The sequence below is a fragment of the Caballeronia sp. SEWSISQ10-4 2 genome, assembly GCF_030464885.1.
Lineage (GTDB): Bacteria > Pseudomonadota > Gammaproteobacteria > Burkholderiales > Burkholderiaceae > Caballeronia.
In genome coordinates this window covers 33,874-51,736 of record NZ_JALPRJ010000060.1, presented here as the reverse complement: position 1 = coordinate 51,736, position 17,863 = coordinate 33,874, and the positions used below count along the sequence as shown (strand labels likewise).

The following is a 17,863-nucleotide window of genomic DNA, read 5'->3' as shown; positions in this document are numbered from 1 at the left end:
AACCAACCCGCGAATATCAGCCTGATTCACCGTCGAGCCTTACTGCTACGCCGCCTTCAGGAAATTGCAGCAACATCGAATATGAATGAACTCAAAATCTGAACATCGACGCTTGACACGGAAAGTCATATCAGAAATGACGTGCCGCCACGCACAGTGGCTAATAGTGATAAAAAATACAGCTAACTCACGCAGACCACTAAGGCCGAAAGCACCAACCCAGCATCGACCCAACCCAACCGTCCACCGGCGCGAGCAAAAAAAATCCCCCGCCCTAGGGATTTCCAGAATAGCGCCCTCTAACCCTCCAGCGCATTATGCGCAAATCCCCAGACGCAGCACGCGTCTTTTTTGAAATTTGATCTTGGAACCGGTTCCATAGGTCGATTAAGGGCAAATTTGGCGGTGGAACAGGTTAATTTCGGTAATTTGATCAAAAATGCCCGAGCTCGGACCAAGGTCCCGGTGGTTATCGTGGCGAGTGCATTTGGCGCGGAATCGATTCGCCGCGACGGCCACGCGGTCTGGGCGGAAGTCGCAGCAAAAGCCGGTGCGGCGGGTTTCGAAGTGCGCCGCGAATTGTTCTCCAACAAGACTCAATCCCAGCCCGCTTCCCTGTACGAACTCGGTCAGCGAATCAGGGCGGCCCGCATGTGGCCCGTTTATTCCACCCCCGCGACCCTTTTCGACGATACCGGCGCCCTCGATGAATGCGCGATGGAGCAGACCCTGGACGAAGCCGCTGCGCTCGGTGCGCGTATCGTCAAATTTCAGTTCGGCGGGTCAGAAAGCGCAGGCACAGCGACGGATTCCGCGACGCTTGATCGCCTGATTGCCGGCATCCGAAATTCCAAAGCGCAGGTCGTCGTCGAGAATGGCCAACTGAAAGCGGGCGGCACGATCGATGCATTTTCCACTTTGTTCGAAGCGCTGGAAACCCGCTCGCACACGCTCGCTATGACCTTCGATACCGGTAACTGGCGATGGGCGGAGCAAGATCCGCTCGAAGCGGCGCGGCGCCTGGCCAAATATGTCGGTTACGTGCATTGCAAAGCGGTGGAAGGCGAAGGCGCGCGGCGTTCCGCGACGGCGCCCGCAATTGATGACTCTTACTTCGCCGCGTTATTAGCTTATTTGCCGGTCCACGTCCCGCGCGGCATCGAATTTCCATTCGATCAAGCCAGTCTCGCCACTGACGCCGCCCGCTACGTAAAACAACTTTCCTCAGCCTGAAAGCAAAAGAAAGCAAAAGCACGCACCCACACCGCATGACTCCATCAACGAATGACGAAGGACCGCTTATGAAAACGTCTCTCGATGTCGTGACCTACGGCGAAGCCATGACGCTGTTCGTCGCCGCCGAGACCGGCGATCTCGCGAAGGTCGGCCAGTTCACGAAACGCGTGGCCGGCGCGGACTTGAACGTCGCAATCGGCTTGTCGCGGCTCGGTTTCCGGGTCGGCTGGATGAGCCGTGTAGGCCACGACTCGTTCGGCCGATACGTACTCGACGTGCTCGCGCAAGAAGGGATAGACGCGAGTTGCGTCACCATCGACGAGCGTTATCCGACCGGTTTTCAGTTGAAATCGAAGAATGATGACGGCAGCGATCCGGCGATCGAATATTTCCGCAAGGGGTCGGCTGCGAGCCATTTATCGCTCGATGACTACGTGGCGGACTACGTGCTCGGTGCTCGCCATTTGCATCTGACGGGCGTCGCGCCCGCCATTTCGGCGACTTCGCGCGAGCTCGCCTTTCATATGGCGAAGGAAATGCGCAAGGCCGGCAAGACCATCTCCTTCGATCCGAACCTGCGGCCGACGCTCTGGCCGTCGCAGGAAGCGATGACCGAGGCGCTGAACGCGCTGGCCGCGCACGCCGACTGGGTGATGCCGGGCGTGAGCGAAGGCAAGATCCTGACGGGATTCACGAAGCCCGAGGACATCGCGCGTTTTTATCTGGATCAGGGCGCCAAGGGCGTGGTGGTCAAGCTCGGTGCGCACGGCGCGTACTTCCGGACCGCGAGCAACGAAGAAGGCACGGTGCCGGCGATCCCTGTGAAAAATGTCGTCGATACGGTCGGCGCCGGCGATGGTTTCGCGGTCGGCGTGGTGAGCGCGCTGCTGGAGGGCCGCGATGTGCGGCACGCGCTCACGCGGGGCAATCGCATCGGCGCGCTGGCGATCCAGGTGATCGGCGATAGCGAAGGTCTCCCGACCCGCGCGGAACTCGATGCGCTGGAACAACCGGGCGGCAACGGGACGCTGGCAACCGGCGCGGCGGCAATCAACGTTGCGCTGTAAAGACGCTTTATAGCCACAGAGATGGCCACATAGATAGCGACAGAGCTAGCCGCAGGGCAAACGAGCCAAGGACGGAGACAATCATGCAACAAGCCAATACGAATACACCCACGCTGGCGATGCGCCGTTGGTGGACGATCATGCCGATCGTGTTCATCACCTACAGCCTCGCGTATCTCGACCGTGCGAATTTCGGCTTCGCTTCGGCGGCCGGTATCAATCACGATCTCGGCATCAGCAAGGGGCTGGCGTCGCTGATTGGCGCCTTGTTCTTCCTCGGCTATTTCTTCTTCCAGATTCCCGGCGCGATCTACGCCGAGCGTCGTAGCGTGAAGAAGCTCGTGTTCGTGAGCCTGATCCTGTGGGGCGGCTGCGCGGCGCTGACCGGCGTGGTCACCAACATTCCTTCGTTGATGGCGCTGCGTTTCGTGCTCGGTATCGTGGAAGCGGCCGTCATGCCCGCGATGCTGATCTTCATCTCCAACTGGTTCACGAAGTCGGAGCGATCGCGCGCCAATACTTTCCTGATCCTCGGCAATCCGGTGACGGTGCTGTGGATGTCGGTGGTCTCGGGTTATCTGATCAATTCGTTCGGCTGGCGCCACATGTTCGTGGTGGAAGGCGTGCCGGCCATCATCTGGGCGGTGATCTGGTGGTTTATCGTGCAGGACAAGCCTGAGCAGGTCAAATGGCTGTCCGAGCAGGAAAAACGCGATCTGGACAACACGTTGCGTGCGGAACAAGCCGCCATCAAGCCGGTCAAGAACTATGGCGAGGCGTTCAAGTCGCCCGCGGTGATGAAACTCTCCGCGCAGTATTTCTGCTGGAGCATCGGCGTGTACGGTTTCGTGCTCTGGCTGCCGTCCATCCTCAAGAACGCATCGACGTTCGGCATGGTCGCGACGGGCTGGCTGTCGGCCGTGCCGTATCTCGCGGCGACCATCGCGATGATTGCCGCGTCTTGGGCATCGGACAAACTCGAGCGGCGCAAGCTGTTCGTATGGCCGTTCCTGCTGATCGGCGCATTCGCGTTCGCGGGATCGTATTTGCTCGGATCGACGAGTTTCTGGGGCTCGTATGCGCTGCTCGTGATCGCGGGCGCCGCCATGTACGCGCCTTACGGCCCGTTCTTCGCGATCGTGCCGGAGTTGCTGCCGAGAAATGTTGCGGGCGGCGCGATGGCGCTAATCAACAGTATGGGCGCGCTGGGCTCGTTCGTCGGTTCGTACGTGGTTGGGTATCTGAATGGCGCGACGGGGTCGCCGGCGGCATCGTATGTGTTCATGAGCGCCGCGCTGGTGGCGGCCGTCATACTGACGCTGGTCGTGAAACCGCAGCCGGTCGCAGCCGTTACGAAACTCGCTACACGTGCTTGAGACACTCAATCCATTTGATCCACAGGACCCGTTTCGATGAAAAAGAAGATCGTTGCGTATAAGCCGTTGCCCGCGGACGTGCTCGCGTATCTGCAGGAACATGCGGACGTCACGACCGTCGACCCGAAGCAGCATGACGCTTTCGTCGCCGCGTTGAAAGATGCCGATGGCGCGATCGGCGCAAGCGTGCAAATCACGCCGGCCATGCTTGAGGGCGCAACGAAACTGAAGGCGCTGGCGACGGTATCGGTGGGTTTCGATGCCTTCGATATCGCCGACCTGAACCGCCGCGGCATCCTGCTCACGAATACGCCGGACGTGCTGACGGAGTCGACGGCCGATACGGTCTTCGCCTTGATTCTGGCCAGCGCGCGCCGCGTGGTGGAACTCGCGGAATGGGTGAAGGCGGGCAAGTGGACGAAGAGCATCGGCGAGGACTGTTTTGGTGTCGATGTCCAGGGCAAGACGCTGGGTATCATCGGGCTGGGGCGCATTGGCGGTGCGGTTGCACGGCGTGCTGCGCTCGGCTTCCGCATGAACGTGCTGTACACGAACCGCAGCCCGAACGCGCAGGCCGAGCGCGATTACGGCGCGAAGAAAGTCGATCTTGACGAACTGCTCGCCACCTCTGATTTCGTACTGCTGCAAGTGCCGCTGACCGCTGAAACACGTAACCTGATCGGCGCAGCGCAGCTCAAGGCGATGAAACGCAGCGCAATTCTGATCAACGCGTCGCGTGGACCGACGGTAGATGAAAACGCGCTCATCGAAGCCTTGCAGAACGGTACGATTCTTGGCGCGGGCCTCGACGTGTTCGTGAAAGAACCGCTTTCTGCGGACTCGCCGTTGCTCAAGATGAAGAACGTGGTGGCGCTGCCGCATATTGGCTCGGCCACGCACGAAACCCGGTACGCGATGAACAAAAACGCCGCCGAGAACCTGATCGGCGCGCTAAATGGCACACTCAGCAACAACATGGTGAATCCGGAAGCATTGAAGCGCTGAGCAGCTGCGGCCAAGCTCGCTGTATCGAACAAAGCGCGCCGTGGCGCGCTTTGTTTTTATCGGATGTCGAACGAGAACATGGCAAGAGACAACTTTTCGAATGACCGGCGCGCGACCATCACCGACGTCGCCCGTGAAGCCGGCACGGGCAAGACCAGCATTTCGCGTTATCTGAACGGCGAGACGGGCGTGTTGTCGACCGAATTGCGCGAACGCATAGAAGAGGCGATCGCCAAGCTCGATTACCGGCCGAACCAGATGGCGCGCGGGCTGAAACGCGGCCGCAACCGGCTGGTCGGGATGCTGGTCGCGGACCTGACGAATCCGTATTCGGTCGAGGTGCTGCAGGGCGTGGAAGCGGCCTGCCACGCGTACGGCTATATGCCGCTGATCTGCCACGCGGCGAACGAGGTCGATCTGGAGCGGCGCTATCTGCAATTGTTGACGACCTATCGCGTGGAAGGCGTGATCGTGAACGCGCTCGGCGTGAAGGAGGAGACCCTGGAAACGCTCGCTCGCGGCGGCGTTCCGGTGGTGCTGGTGGACCGCGCGGTCGAGGGGCTCGTCGCCGATATGGTCGGGCTGGACAATCCCGAAGCAGTACGGATGGCGATCCGTCATCTCGCGAGCCAGGGTTTCGACGAGCTGCTGTTTGTCGTGCAGCCGTACGCGCAGGTCAGTTCGCGACGCGTGCGCGAGGCGGCGTTTCGTGACACTATCGGCGCGCTCGGCATTTCTGGCGTCACGATCGTGCTCGATCTGGATAATGACGAAAACCTCGCGCAAATCGACTCGCGTATCAGCGCCGCCCAAAATCAGAATCGCCGCGTGGCGCTGTTCGCGGCGAATGCTCCGGTAGCATTGCGGGTCGCGCTGCATATGAAGGATCGTCACGGCGTCGACTGGCAGCGGCGCGTGGCGCTGATGTGTATCGACGACTCCGAGTGGGCCGAGCTTGCCGGCATGACGACCGTGCGCCAGCCGACCTATAGCATAGGCGAGCGTGCCGTCGAGTTCCTGCATGAGCGCATAGAGGGCGCGGGCGTGGCGGCGCGAGAATGCCTGCTGCCGGGCGAACTCATCGTGCGGGCATCGACGTCGGCATCGACGAATAATGGCGGTACATAGTTCCAGGGAAATTTAATTAATGGTAAGTGCTTTGACGCTGGTCTTCCTCACCCTCGCGACGCTGCTGATCGCCGCGTTGCCGATCTGGTTGTATCGCAGGATGAAGCCGCGTTATGGCTTCGAACGGCGCGACGTGATTGTCGGGATCGCAGTGTTTGCGCTGTTTTCGATGGTGATCGAACGTGGCCTGCACGGGCTCGTTCTGAGCAATGCCACGACGGTCGGCCTGCTGATGAATCCCGCCATTTTCGTGATCTATGGCGCGCTTGCCACGGGCATTTGCGAGGAAGTGGGGCGCTTCGCCGGCATGAAATGGCTGATCAGGCGCGATCCCGCTTCATTGCAGCGCTCGGGTACGGCACTTGGCTACGGGATTGGACACGGCGGGGCGGAAGCGTGGCTCGTCGGCGTGCTGGTGCAACTGCAGTGGATCCTCTACGCCATGCTCGCCGATCGCGGCCTGCTCGATCAATATTTCACGAGCGTGCCAGCCGAATCCCTGCTGCGGCTGCACGCCGTGCTCGGCAGTCTCACGCCGGAATCCGCCGGGTTGTTCCTGGTCGAGCGAGCGGCAGCGTTCGTGTTTCAGATCGGCTTTTCCGTGGCGATGTGGCACATGCTGCGTGAGCGTTTCCGCTTTACGCTGCCGTTCATGATCGTCGCGCACGCGCTGATCGCGATGCCTATCGCGTTGTATCAGGCGCGTTTGATTCCGCTGCTTGCCGCCGATGCCGTGTATCTCGTGTTCGGCCTGATCGTGATGCGTGCGTTGCGCCGGTATTTTCTCGGCGTGTCGACAGCCGCGAATCGCGCGGCGCGTGTGAAGGCAGGAGACTGACATGGACGATGAATATCAATACGACTGCCCGAGCGCCGATATCGAATTGCTGGCGCGCGTGGTCAGCGACCTGTTCCCGGAGCAGACGCAATTCGCTGAGCGCCCCCGCGACGACGGCCAGCTGTCGCTCGTGATTCATTATGTGGCGATGCGCTTCGGGGCGACGGCACGCCGCATCGCCATCGATATCCGCTTCGATCCAGCCGCGCTCGCGCGTTACCGGGCGATGCCGCCGCGGATGCACGCGCGCAGTTATGCGGTACTGCGCGCGTATGTGGAAGCCACGCTCGGTTCGCTCGAGGAGATGTACGCCAACGGGGAAACGGTGCCGCGCACGGTGGAGATCGATATCGGCGAGGACTTTGCGTGAGGCCGGGGCGTTACAACGCTTTGTAAACCTTCGCGAAACGCGCGGCTTTCACTACGCCGTAATCGCCCGGCGCGTATTGCATGACCCAGTCGCCCGCTTCACCGCGAAGCACATCGCCGGCTTCCGAACGCGCGATTGAAAACGCTTCGTGCATTTGCTTCGCGAGGACGGCGACGGGCACGTTCCGGTACGCACCGGCATCGCCATGCGTGAGAGCGTCGTGCGCCACGTACTTTGCATCGAACCGATCCCGCGATACCACCCAGCGTTCGCCGGTGGCGCCGGTGATCAACGCATCGCCGGGGGCGTAGCGGTTCGGACCTTCCAGACTCATCAGCGAGCCGGGTTCCTGCGCGAACTCGACGGCGACGGTCTCGTCTTTCACCACGAGATGCGCGGCTGGATCAGAAGTGAGGTCGAGGCGGGTGAGAGTGATCGGTGTCATGCGCATGTCATGGAAGCATTAAGAATCCGCGATCGTAACGCCAAGCCCGGTGTTGTGCATACCGCAATGTGAAAGCGCCCGCATCGAAACCCCGATGCGGGCGCTTGTTTCAAGCTGCCAAGTCAAACCGTTACCTGAAACTTACGGCTTGGTTGCCGATGCACCGTCTGCCGCGGCGGCGTCCGGCGCCTTGCGACGCGCCCCGTGGCCTTTATGCTCCGAGCGTTTGCCTGACTGGTGGAAGTTTGCGTCGGCGAGTTTCTTCTGGTCGGGCGAAAGGCTCGCGTAAAGCGGCTCGAAGACATCGACCAGACGCTTGGTGCCGTCCGCCTGCGCTTGCGTGATTTGCGCGTACTGCTTCATGTCGTCGAGCGCGCTCGTGTCCGCGCCCAGCGCCATGCGCTGACGGTACAACTCACCCATCGTGTGGCCGTTGTCACGCATCACGTCGGCGAACTTGTTCCATTGTTCGTCCTGAGCCGGGGTGATCTTGAGCTTCGCGTGCAGGTCCGAAATGCGTTGCTCGACGCGCGCTTCGCGTGCCTGGCCACGTGCTGTATCGGGCGCCGATGCGCCTGCCGGTGCAGTCGTAGCGGCAGGCGCGGACGATTGGGCGAACGCCGTGGAAAGAGCCAGCGAGGCAGCCAGTGCAACGAGTGTTTTTTTCATGGGTGACACCTTGGGTCCATTGAGAAGGGGCAAGCAATACACGGGAAAGACCACGTGCGCTGTTTGGCCGACGCCGCTATTAATATCACGATAGCGCGCGGCGCTGCTCCAGTTGCCACAACTGCTTACAACCGATACGTCTGGAAAAAAGCCTTGAAGAGCCAAGCCGAGTTCGCAGCGCCAGGAGTTTAACCAACCCGCCGTGACGGACGCAGCTTGATGCGCTCGTGTTTTAATGGCTTTCTTGCCGCCTGCAGTACTTTCACGGCTTCAAACGAATCCCCAACAAAAGGATCATGTCTCATGCGACCGCCGCGCCTCGATCAGCTCGACAACATCGACCGGAACCTCGTCGCGTCGTTGCAGGTGAACGCCCGTGAAAACGTGTCCGAGCTTGCGCGCCAGCTCGGCATTGCACGCACGACGGTCATCGCGCGGCTCGCGCGGCTTGAGAAAACCGGCGTGATCGCGGGTTATGGCGTACGGCTTGGGCAAGACGTGCTCGACGCCAGCATTCAGGCCTACGTGGGCATCAAGCTGGCGCCGAAATATGGTCGCGACGTGCAGAAACGCTTCGCCCGGATGCCCGAAATGCAACTGCTCTGCGCGGTGAGCGGCGAGTTCGATTACGTCGCGTGGCTGCGCGCCGATTCACCCGACCGGCTGAACGATCTGCTCGATGAAATCGGTGGCCTGGAGGGGGTCGAACGTACAACGACGTCGATCATTCTTGCCCGCAAGGTCGATCGCGGTGGCATGGGTTGAGGGGTGAATCGAGCAATTTTGGACAATTTGTCGCATGGAGTCGTCAAAACGTCGAGATCAGTAGTCGATTCGCATCATTTTGTGTCTGTTATCAATATTCATGCGCTCCTAAACTGGTGGTCGGAGATTGCTTACCGACCGCCCATCAAGGAGATAAACATGAAAATAGCCCTCATCGGTGCCGGCCTGATTGGCCAGAGCATCGCTCACTTGCTGCGCGAAACCGGCGACTACGACGTGGTCGCGTTCGACCGCGATGCCCACGCGCTCGCGTTGCTTGAAGCGCAGGGTATTCCCACCCGCCGTGTCGATTCCGCCGATGGCAATGCATTGCGACTCGCGCTGCAAGGTTTCGATGCACTCATCAACGCGATGCCGTATTACCTCGCCGTGACCGTGGCAACGGCGGCGAAAGCGGCCGGCGTGCATTACTTCGACCTCACCGAGGACGTGCGCGCGACGCATGCGATCCGCGAGATCGCCGACGACTCCACGCACGCGTTCATGCCGCAATGCGGGCTGGCGCCGGGATTCATCGGCATCGTGGCGCACGATCTGGCGAAGCGCTTCGCCGAGGTCCGCGAGATCAAGATGCGTGTGGGTGCGTTGCCTGAGTTTCCGACCAACGCGTTGAAATACAACCTGACGTGGAGCATCGATGGTTTGATCAACGAGTATTGCCAGCCGTGCGAGGCTATCCGCGACGGCAGGTCGCAATGGGTGCAGCCGCTGGAAGGTTTGGAGCACTTCTCACTCGATGGCACCGAGTACGAGGCGTTCAATACCTCGGGTGGTCTTGGCACTTTGTGCGAGACGCTGGCTGGCAAGGTGGAGGCGCTTGATTACAAGTCGGTGCGTTATCCGGGGCATCGCGAACTGATGAAGTTTCTTCTCGACGACCTGCGCATGTCGAGTGATCGCGACGGGTTGAAGGCAATGTTGCGGCGTGCGGTGCCGGCTACGGCCCAGGACGTGGTGCTCGTATTCGTCACGGCGACGGGGATGCGCGATGGCCGTCTTGTGCAAGATGTATTCACGCGCAAGATTTTCGCGAAGACCGTATGCGGCGTGCCGATGAGCGCCATCCAGATCACCACCGCCGGCGCGATCTGCGCGGAGCTCGATCTGTTCCGCGAAGGTGTGTTGCCGCAGAGCGGGTTTATCCGTCAGGAACAAGTACCGCTGGAAGCGTTTTTGGCGAACCGGTTCGGGCGGTTGTATGAAGGTGCGAGCACACTTGCGGCCGTGAGACAACTTGAAGCGGCTTGATCGCCCGGTTTGACCTGAACATCGTTGCTAGCTGCCTGAGAGACTAAACAAAAATATTGTCTGGATGAAGCCGTTCCGCTGCGTTGCGGAACGGCTTTTTTTATTGCGCAAAGGCGTTGGTGTCACGTCACCTTTCACGTCACTTCCGCACGATCCGGCCGAGCAGTTCGTCGAATGCTTCCGGCGCGGGCGCGTCGTTATCGAACATCAGCAAATCGCGGCTTGCTTTGGCGTCCGGGACGAAGCGCCGCTGCCGGTATTCGTCCCAATGCGCGAGTTTGTACGCATCGCCTGGATCATTGCGTGCAGCGATACGCGCATGCGCCACATCCTCCGTGACGTGCACCCAGACTACCCGGATCGTCACATCGTCACTGATGCCAAGCCACGCACGATCGAAGAGCAGGCCATCGCGTATTTCCCGCGACAACGGCGCGACGATCAACGCACCGATACCAAGTTCGAGATTGTCGCGGGCGGTATCGATAAGGCTCCGGTATTCCGGATCGCGCAGATGCTTGAGATAGAGCGGACTGTCGCGATCGTACGGGTCATGAGTCAGTACGTTCATCACCGCCGCGCTGTAGTGGCCGTAGAGCGTGTCCTTGTCGAGCAGACAGAACGGCTCGCCGCTTGTGCGCATAAGCGGCCCGATCAGGCGTTTTGCCAGCGAGGTTTTGCCGGTGCCTGCGTGACCGCAGACGAAGACGAGGTGAGTCATGATTGGCAGCGGTTGATAACGAGTGGACAGGGGTTGCTACAGATTATCCTGCGGCCCGAGTCGGATTTGTTTTTTTAGCGTTATTGAACCCGGTTTAAACGCACCTAACTCCTTCGATACCGGTTCATCAGCGGCGTCGACGTAATGCCATGCAGGATCACCGATGCTGCGATTACTCCCAGCACCAGTGGCGCCAGCGGCACCGCGGCACTGCGCGGCGCGTGCTCCAGCGCGTACAGCAGGTAATAGAACGACCCCACGCCGCGAATCCCAAACCAGCTGGTCAGCAGCCGCTGCGAGCGCGTTGCCGATGACCCCAGCAGTGACGCCTGCACCGACACCGGCCGCGCCACCAGGAACAGCAACGCGATCACCGCTGCGCCTTGCCACCTAAAAAGCTCGCCCCACACGTTGGCGAGCACGCTGCCGATCATCAGCATGACCGCTACTTCCGCGATCCGCTCGAGTTCTATCGTGAAGCCGAGCACGCGTTCCGCTACAAACGCGTGCGCACGCTCGGGATCGGATGCGGCCGCTCCGACGTCCTGTGCATCGATAGTGCCAACCGCCTCATGCGCGGACTTGTTGCCGCTGGTTCTCTGCTCGACGCGGCGCATTGCCAGACCGGCCGCGAACACGGACAGAAACGCATACGTGTGGATCAATTGGGCGACACCGTACGCGAGCGCGATCAGGCCCAGTGCATAAAAACCTTCGGGGCCAAGCGCCAGGCTATGGCGCGTGCGCAGCCATGCGATCAGCCGCACGGCGAGATTGCCCAGCAGCCAGCCTGCGGCTAACGCACCGGCGACACCCCAGAGAGCCTCGCCGGCGAAATGCCAGCTCAGCGCCTGATCCGGCGATGCCTCGTAGTTGCATACCGAGATCCCCAGCAACGCGAACGGCAACGCGATGCCATCGTTCAAGCCGCCTTCGCCTGTGAGCGAAAAGCGCAGCAAGTCGATATCGCCGGGAACCTGCACTTGCACGTCGTGGGCGAGCACGGGATCGGTCGGAGCGAGCATCGCGGCAATGAGCAGCGCCGGCCCCCAGCTCATGTGCAGAAGGTACACGCAGGCCAGCGTCATGATGGCAATGGTCGCCACCATCGCAACAATGCCAAGGCGCACGGGAAGCAGCCAGATACGGTCGGTGGGCGGCACGCGCAGGCGCAGGCCGATCGCGAACAGCGACACCAGCATTGCCACCTCGGTGATGCGGCGCAACACGCTGGCGTCGCCGGCAAGGTCGAGCTTCAGCAAGCCGATGCCGAACGGCCCAAGGCCGAAGCCGATCGCGAGATACACCATGGCGCTGCTGATGGGCAGCTGTTTGAAGGTCGAACTGGCAAGCCCCATGAAAATGAGCACACCGCCAACGACGAGAAACCATATCGTTTCGGTCATGAGAGCCTGGTCTGGAGGCGAAGGAGGATGCGGCCCGGGGTGCGGTCGTTAGTGCCCATGGCTTGAAGCAAGCGACATGCCACCAGATGCGCCAGCGCGGGTTCGTGAGGGCGCGGAGGCTGGATTGTCGCGCGAGGCGTTCCGCATACGACGCCGGCTGACGAATGGATTGGCGCGGCGTGCAACGGTAGGGGCTTCCTGCGCCAATCGTGAAGCAGTGGAGCGGACCGGCCACCCGCACGACGTTCTGGCTCGGGCACAATGATGCGCCTGAATAACACCGGCCCGGCGCGGGAGCCACAGTTCGCCCCAGTCTGTTTTACCCGCTGCGCGGAATCACGCGCGCGCCTGCTCGCTGCGCCACTGGCGCGTCGCGAGCCAACGAACCGTCCAGAACACCGTGAAACGCAAAATGCCCGCGCTGAATGCGCTCAAAGCTTTCGAGGCGGCCGGCACGACCGGCAGCTTTACCCGTGCAGCCGAGCTGCTTAACGTCACGCAAAGTGCCGTGAGCCGGCAGGTGAGGCAACTGGAGGAGCAACTCGGCGAGACGCTGTTTTCACGTCGCCACCAGCATCTTGTCCTGACGCCCAGCGGCCGCTTGCTGCTGCGTGCGCTGCAACAATCGTTCGACAAGATCGAACTGACGGTGCGCGCAATCAGCCAGAGCAACGACGTCAACCGGCTGCGCATCAACGTCCCGCCGACGTTCGCCGCGCGTTGGCTGGTGCCGCGTCTCGGACGTCTGCGCGAAGCATTCCCGCAACTGGATCTGAGCATCACGACGCGCGCGGACGACGGCATCACGGATTCGAACCGGCTCGACTGCGCTGTCCGTTTCGGCGATGGCGAATGGAACAACCTTGAAAGTACCTTGCTGATGCACGAGCGCCACATTGCAGTGGCCTCGCCCGCGCTGCTGGATCGTGAAGGCGTGGGCGCGCCGGTCGATCTGAACCGCGCAACCCTGCTGCATATTCTTTCGGGCGAAGATCAGCGTTACCTCACGTGGCAGCACTGGCTGGACGCGGCGCGTATTGAAGGCGTGGATACCGACGGCGGCCACGAATTCGACTTGCTCGATCTGTCGATACAAGCGGCCATCGACGGCATGGGCATCACCATCGCCGATCGCCACATGATTGCGGCCGAACTGGCGTCGGGGCAATTGCGCCAGGTGCTGGACGTGGAGGTGGAAGGGCGGCAGTCCTACTGGTTCGTGCTGCGTCCCGAGCAGCGTGCAAGCGGGACGCAACGGCTTTTCCAGCAGTGGCTTCAGGCCGAGGCGGCCGCAAGCATTTCGCGTTGAACGAAGGATGGCGCGATGGCGTCGTCGAGAATCATCTGCGCGGCTTTTTCCGCCACCATCATCACCGGCGCATTGATGTTGCCGGACGTGACGTTCGGGAAAATGGAGGCATCGACAATACGCAACGACTGCATGCCATGCACGCGCAGACGATCATCGACTACGGCGGTTTGCGGGTCCGGGCCCATCGCGCACGAACCGCACAGGTGGTAGATCGAGCCGCTGTTGTCGCGGAAATATTGCAGCATGGCGGCGTCGTCGCCGTCGGGAACCACGGACGCGCCCGGCAGCGTTTCTTCCACCGTCACCGCGCGCAACGCCGGCGCCTGCATGATCGAGCGGATCAGGCGGCTGCCCTGGATCACTTCATCGATATCCTTTTGCGTGCTCAGGTAGTTGGCGTGAATCAACGCGGCATCCTTCACATTCGCCGATGCAATTTCGATCGATCCGCGGCTCGTCGGGCGGCACGGGTTGAACGCAAGCAGGAAGCCGGGGTAGGGCTCGGGCGTGAGCTGCGAGCGACTCGACTTCGGAATCCGGTACGACAACGGATTGAAGTAAAGCTGCATGTTGGCAAGCGGGCTGGCGGGGTCGGTATTGAAGAAACCACCGGCCTGATTCACGCTCATCGCGAGCGGCCCCTTGCGCGTCAGAAGATACTGCAGACCCAGTTTCAACTTGCCCAAGAGCGAGCCGAAGTCGCCGTTCAGCGTCGGCATGTTCGCGCGATAGTAGTAGCTGGCGCACAGATGGTCCTGCAGGTTCTGGCCGACCGCCGGCAGCGCGTGCACGAGCGCAATGCCGTGGCGCGCAAGCAGTTCCTTCGGACCGATGCCGGAGAGTTGCAGCAGCTTCGGGGTATCGACTGCACCGGCGCACAAAAGCACTTCGCGCGTAGCGTGGAAGCTTCGTTGCACACCGTTCTGCGATACCTCGACCCCCGTTGCGCGCAGTCCGTCGAACAACACGCGCGAGGTCAGCGCGTGATGCTCGATATGCACGTTCGAGCGCTTCAGCGCCGGTTCAAGATAGGCCACATTGCTCGACGCACGCTGGCCCTTGTGCGTGTTCACGTCGTATACGCCAACGCCTTCAATCCGTTCGCCGTTGAAGTCGTCATTGCGCGCAATGCCCATCTCGTCGCAGGCATCGAGGAAATGGCGCGTGATGGCGTGAATGCCACGTTTCATCGATGTCACGTGAATCGGGCCACTGGCACCGTGCATGGCGGTGTTGCCGGCTTCATGTGTTTCCAGCTTGCGGAAATACGGCAGCACGTCCTGATACGACCAGCCTGAGTTGCCCGCAGCGGCCCAGTCATCGAAGTCGCGGGGCGCGCCGCGCACGTAGATCATCGCGTTGATGGAGCCCGAGCCGCCTTGCACCTTACCGCGCGGCGCGTAGATCTTGCGATCCGCGAGCCCCGCTTCCGGCTCGGTGTAATACATCCAGTTGCAGCCCGGATCGTAGTAGGTCTTCGCAAAGCCGACCGGAATCTTGAACCAGAACGAATCGGCCTTGCCGCCCGCTTCCAGTACGAGCACGGAGTATTGTCCCGATGCGGAAAGACGCTCGGCCAGAATGCAGCCTGCGGATCCGGCGCCAACGATGACGTAGTCGTAAGTCATGTGTTTCACTCGCCCTCAGCCTTTGGCCGGAGAAGAATCCCGGACGTCGGCGGGCTTTGACGCCATCTGCAAGTGCAGACGTTCGCCGGTGTAAGGGGAATGCGCTCGCACGACATCCATGTTCAGCTCCACCCCGAGTCCCGGCGCTTTCGATGGAATGATGTAACCGTCTTCCCATTGAATTGGCGTCTTCAGAACCTGCGCATGAAAGCCGTCCCACGTGCCGATGCTTTCCTGGATCAGGAAATTGGGCGTACACGCGGCCAACTGGATGCTCGCAGCCGCGCCGATCGGCCCGTTGTAGAGATGCGGTGCGATCTGTGCGTAATAGACTTCAGCGAGCGACGCGATTTTCTTGGCTTCGAGCAGGCCGCCGCAACGCGCGACGTTCAATTGAAGAATGGATGCCGCGCCCGATTGCAGCAGTTTGAAAAATTCGTACTTGGTGGTGAGGCGCTCACCGGCTGCTATCGGAATGCTGGTATGCCGCGCGACTTGCGCCATGGCGTCTTCCTGACCGGGCGGAACGGGTTCTTCGAACCACAGCGGATCGTATTTTTCGAGGCGTTGAGCAAGGCGAATAGCCGACGACGGCACCATCTGCCCGTGCGTGCCGAACAGCAGGTCGCATCGATTGCCTACGGCTTCGCGAATGCGCTTGCAGAAGGTCTCGCAGCGCTCGAGTACATCGAGCGAAAGCTGATGGCCCGAGTACGCGGTGTACGGACCGGCCGGATCGAACTTGACCGCAGTGAAGCCGAGGTCCGCGTTGCGCATGGCGCATTCGGCGGCAAGGTCTACGTCGTCGTAATCGTATTCACCTGCCGCGTTCTTCGGATACAGATACGTGTACGAGCGCAGCCGTTCGTTGACCAAACCGCCCAGCAGTTCGTACACGGGCTTGTCCGCTGCCTTGCCGATGATGTCCCAGCACGCCATTTCCAGGCCGCTGACGACGCCCATCATCGTGAGGTCGGGGCGTTGCGTAAAGCCGCTCGAATACGCTTCGCGGAAAAATCGCTCTACGTGGTGCGGATCGTGGTCTTGCAGATACCGTCCGAACACGTCGTCGATGATATGCACCATCGCCTTCGGATGGAACGTCGCCGAATAGATTTCCCCCACGCCTTCAATTCCGCAGGCCGTTTTCAGCTTCACGAAGATCCAGTACATGCCGCCCAGATGCGGCGGCGGTACAGCTACGAAATGCGTTTCGAGAGAGACGATTTTCATTGGAGGGCATCCTTGGCAACGGTCTTGCGCATGCGCTTCAGTGCCATGGCAGCCACGCCGCCAATCACGCTGATCGCAGCGATGTAGGAGAAGTAGAACTGGTAGCCGAGGAGGCCGGGGAAGTGCTCAGTAGTCCAGCCGTTCACGAGCGGCAGGAACACATCGGGAGAATAACCGATCAGCGAGACCAGGCCGATTGCAAGCCCGGTGATGCGCAGCGGAATGCCGCACTCGTCGAGCAGCGACCAGTAGAGGCCGCGAATCGCATACGTCAGGATGCCGATCAGCAGCACGACCACGGCGATCATCGCGACACCTGCACGCGGATTGAGATGCCCGAACGTGGGCAGCACGACCAGCGCCACGAGCCCGAGTGCGGCGAGAAATAATGCGCTGGTCAGCGCGCCGAGCGTGGAGAAACGATCGCCGAGATACCCGCCGCCAATGCCGCCAATCGGCCGCATCCACAGCTTGAGGGTGGTGAGCGTACCGGCCATCACCACGGTCATCTTCAGGTCGCCGACTTGCAGATAAGCGGAGAAGCTATAGGTTGCCCAGAAGATCTGATACCCGCAGAACACGATGGCCGCCATCAGCCACAATTGCGGAATGCGCATCAGCATGACGAGATCGCGCCACAGCGTATGGTGCTGCGTGAGCTTGTCTGCTGCTTGCTGTTGTTCCTCTTTTGTCGCGGGCGGTTCTTTCACCAGCACTATCAGCAATCCGAGCCCGATACAGAAGCCCGAATACAGGTAGACGACGTAGCGGAAACCGATGTCCGTCGGGAGGCCATGTTTCTCCGTGGCGGTCGCGAAGATCACCAGCGCGACAGTCGCGAGTAACGCTTCTATCAACCCGCGTCCGCCGTCGAGCAAGCCGAAGAAACGGCCTTGTTCGTCGTGCGCAGCGATGGTCTTCACGCGCTTCAGGATCGACGCCCAGAAGGTCAGGCCGGTTGTCAAACCCCAGCAGCAGAACACGGCGAGCAGGATGGGGAAACTGGGCGCGGTCGAATAAACGAGGCCGAGCGCGCCGGTTGCGATTAATGAAAAGCAGATCAGAAAACGTGGCGCGATGCGGTCGGCAAGCCAGCCGCTCGGCAAATAGCTGATCAGGAAAACGGTGCCGAGGATCGAATACAGGTAGCCGAGCTGGCTATTGTCGATGTGAAAAAACTCGAGCATCGGGGTCTGGTAGACCTGACGCAAATACAGCAGCGGATAGATCGCGCCGGCGGCGATCACCAGCAGCAGAAGCTGCATGTATCGCTGCGGGCGAGTTGTATCGGCGATTGGCGGCGTGATGCCGGTCAGGGTTTTTTCCACAATGAGTCTCCTTCGGCTGTTCGCCGGGAACGCCGTTTTTATAGATGTGCGAGTGAGTGTCGAGGTC

General features: G+C 61.0%; 17 protein-coding genes. 10 read left to right on the top strand and 7 right to left on the bottom strand.

Going from position 1 to position 17,863, the window contains the following annotated elements:
• Nucleotides 1-465: 465 nt before the first annotated feature.
• The 7 genes from M0D69_RS31550 (at nt 466) to M0D69_RS31520 (ending at nt 7,020) form a co-directional block, all read left to right on the top strand.
• Nucleotides 466-1,233: a sugar phosphate isomerase/epimerase gene (locus M0D69_RS31550; RefSeq protein WP_301785763.1), complete on the top strand. Its 768-nt coding sequence runs from the start codon at nt 466-468 to the stop codon at nt 1,231-1,233.
• Nucleotides 1,234-1,301: 68 nt separating this feature from the next.
• Nucleotides 1,302-2,303: a sugar kinase gene (locus tag M0D69_RS31545; RefSeq protein WP_301785762.1), complete on the top strand. Its 1,002-nt coding sequence runs from the start codon at nt 1,302-1,304 to the stop codon at nt 2,301-2,303.
• Nucleotides 2,304-2,386: 83 nt separating this feature from the next.
• On the top strand, nt 2,387-3,679 hold the full coding sequence (locus tag M0D69_RS31540) for an MFS transporter (RefSeq protein WP_301785761.1): 1,293 nt from the start codon (nt 2,387-2,389) through the stop codon (nt 3,677-3,679).
• Between the two features lie 36 nt (nt 3,680-3,715).
• Nucleotides 3,716-4,684, top strand: a complete 969-nt coding sequence (locus M0D69_RS31535; RefSeq protein ID WP_301785760.1) for an NAD(P)-dependent oxidoreductase — start codon at nt 3,716-3,718, stop codon at nt 4,682-4,684.
• A gap of 78 nt (nt 4,685-4,762) precedes the next feature.
• Nucleotides 4,763-5,812, top strand: coding sequence for a LacI family DNA-binding transcriptional regulator (locus M0D69_RS31530; RefSeq protein WP_301785759.1), 1,050 nt, complete (start codon nt 4,763-4,765; stop codon nt 5,810-5,812).
• A 19-nt stretch (nt 5,813-5,831) separates the two neighbouring features.
• Complete coding sequence (locus M0D69_RS31525) at nt 5,832-6,650, top strand: YhfC family intramembrane metalloprotease (RefSeq protein WP_301785758.1); 819 nt, start codon at nt 5,832-5,834, stop codon at nt 6,648-6,650.
• 1 nt (nt 6,651) lies between these two features.
• Complete coding sequence (locus M0D69_RS31520) at nt 6,652-7,020, top strand: DUF3022 domain-containing protein (RefSeq protein ID WP_301785757.1); 369 nt, start codon at nt 6,652-6,654, stop codon at nt 7,018-7,020.
• A gap of 10 nt (nt 7,021-7,030) precedes the next feature.
• Here the strand turns inward: M0D69_RS31520 and M0D69_RS31515 are convergent, their stop codons facing one another.
• Nucleotides 7,031-7,465 (bottom strand): PGDYG domain-containing protein, encoded by a 435-nt coding sequence (locus M0D69_RS31515; protein WP_301785756.1) that lies wholly within the window; start codon nt 7,463-7,465, stop codon nt 7,031-7,033.
• 141 nt (nt 7,466-7,606) lie between these two features.
• Complete coding sequence (locus M0D69_RS31510) at nt 7,607-8,134, bottom strand: Spy/CpxP family protein refolding chaperone (RefSeq protein WP_301785755.1); 528 nt, start codon at nt 8,132-8,134, stop codon at nt 7,607-7,609.
• A gap of 303 nt (nt 8,135-8,437) precedes the next feature.
• Between M0D69_RS31510 and M0D69_RS31505 the strand changes: the two genes are divergently transcribed.
• Together M0D69_RS31505 and M0D69_RS31500 are read left to right on the top strand one after the other, a co-directional pair.
• A complete protein-coding gene (locus M0D69_RS31505) occupies nt 8,438-8,899 on the top strand; it encodes an Lrp/AsnC family transcriptional regulator (protein ID WP_301785754.1) in 462 nt (153 codons plus the stop codon).
• A gap of 159 nt (nt 8,900-9,058) precedes the next feature.
• Nucleotides 9,059-10,168, top strand: coding sequence for a saccharopine dehydrogenase family protein (locus M0D69_RS31500; RefSeq protein WP_301785753.1), 1,110 nt, complete (start codon nt 9,059-9,061; stop codon nt 10,166-10,168).
• Nucleotides 10,169-10,307: 139 nt separating this feature from the next.
• On the opposite strand, the gene M0D69_RS31495 is transcribed toward M0D69_RS31500, so the two are convergent.
• Together M0D69_RS31495 and M0D69_RS31490 are read right to left on the bottom strand one after the other, a co-directional pair.
• The gene (locus M0D69_RS31495) at nt 10,308-10,889 is read right to left on the bottom strand and encodes an ATP-binding protein (RefSeq protein WP_301785752.1); all 582 of its coding nucleotides are present in this window, start codon (nt 10,887-10,889) and stop codon (nt 10,308-10,310) included.
• Nucleotides 10,890-10,993: 104 nt separating this feature from the next.
• Complete coding sequence (locus tag M0D69_RS31490; protein WP_301785751.1) at nt 10,994-12,295, bottom strand: sodium:proton antiporter; 1,302 nt, start codon at nt 12,293-12,295, stop codon at nt 10,994-10,996.
• A gap of 412 nt (nt 12,296-12,707) precedes the next feature.
• On the opposite strand from M0D69_RS31490, the gene M0D69_RS31485 reads away from it, so the two are divergent.
• On the top strand, nt 12,708-13,604 hold the full coding sequence (locus tag M0D69_RS31485; RefSeq protein ID WP_301785770.1) for a LysR substrate-binding domain-containing protein: 897 nt from the start codon (nt 12,708-12,710) through the stop codon (nt 13,602-13,604).
• Here the strand turns inward: M0D69_RS31485 and M0D69_RS31480 are convergent.
• From M0D69_RS31480 to M0D69_RS31470, 3 genes are read right to left on the bottom strand one after another with little or no spacing between them, the layout of a single operon-like run.
• Complete coding sequence (locus tag M0D69_RS31480; RefSeq protein WP_301785750.1) at nt 13,571-15,235, bottom strand: GMC family oxidoreductase; 1,665 nt, start codon at nt 15,233-15,235, stop codon at nt 13,571-13,573. The genes M0D69_RS31485 and M0D69_RS31480 overlap by 34 nt on opposite strands.
• 15 nt (nt 15,236-15,250) lie before the next feature.
• The gene (locus M0D69_RS31475) at nt 15,251-16,468 is read right to left on the bottom strand and encodes a mandelate racemase/muconate lactonizing enzyme family protein (protein ID WP_301785749.1); all 1,218 of its coding nucleotides are present in this window, start codon (nt 16,466-16,468) and stop codon (nt 15,251-15,253) included.
• A complete protein-coding gene (locus tag M0D69_RS31470; RefSeq protein ID WP_301785769.1) occupies nt 16,465-17,733 on the bottom strand; it encodes a nitrate/nitrite transporter in 1,269 nt (422 codons plus the stop codon). Before M0D69_RS31470 ends, M0D69_RS31475 begins: the two co-directional genes overlap by 4 nt.
• Nucleotides 17,734-17,863 lie beyond the last annotated feature (130 nt).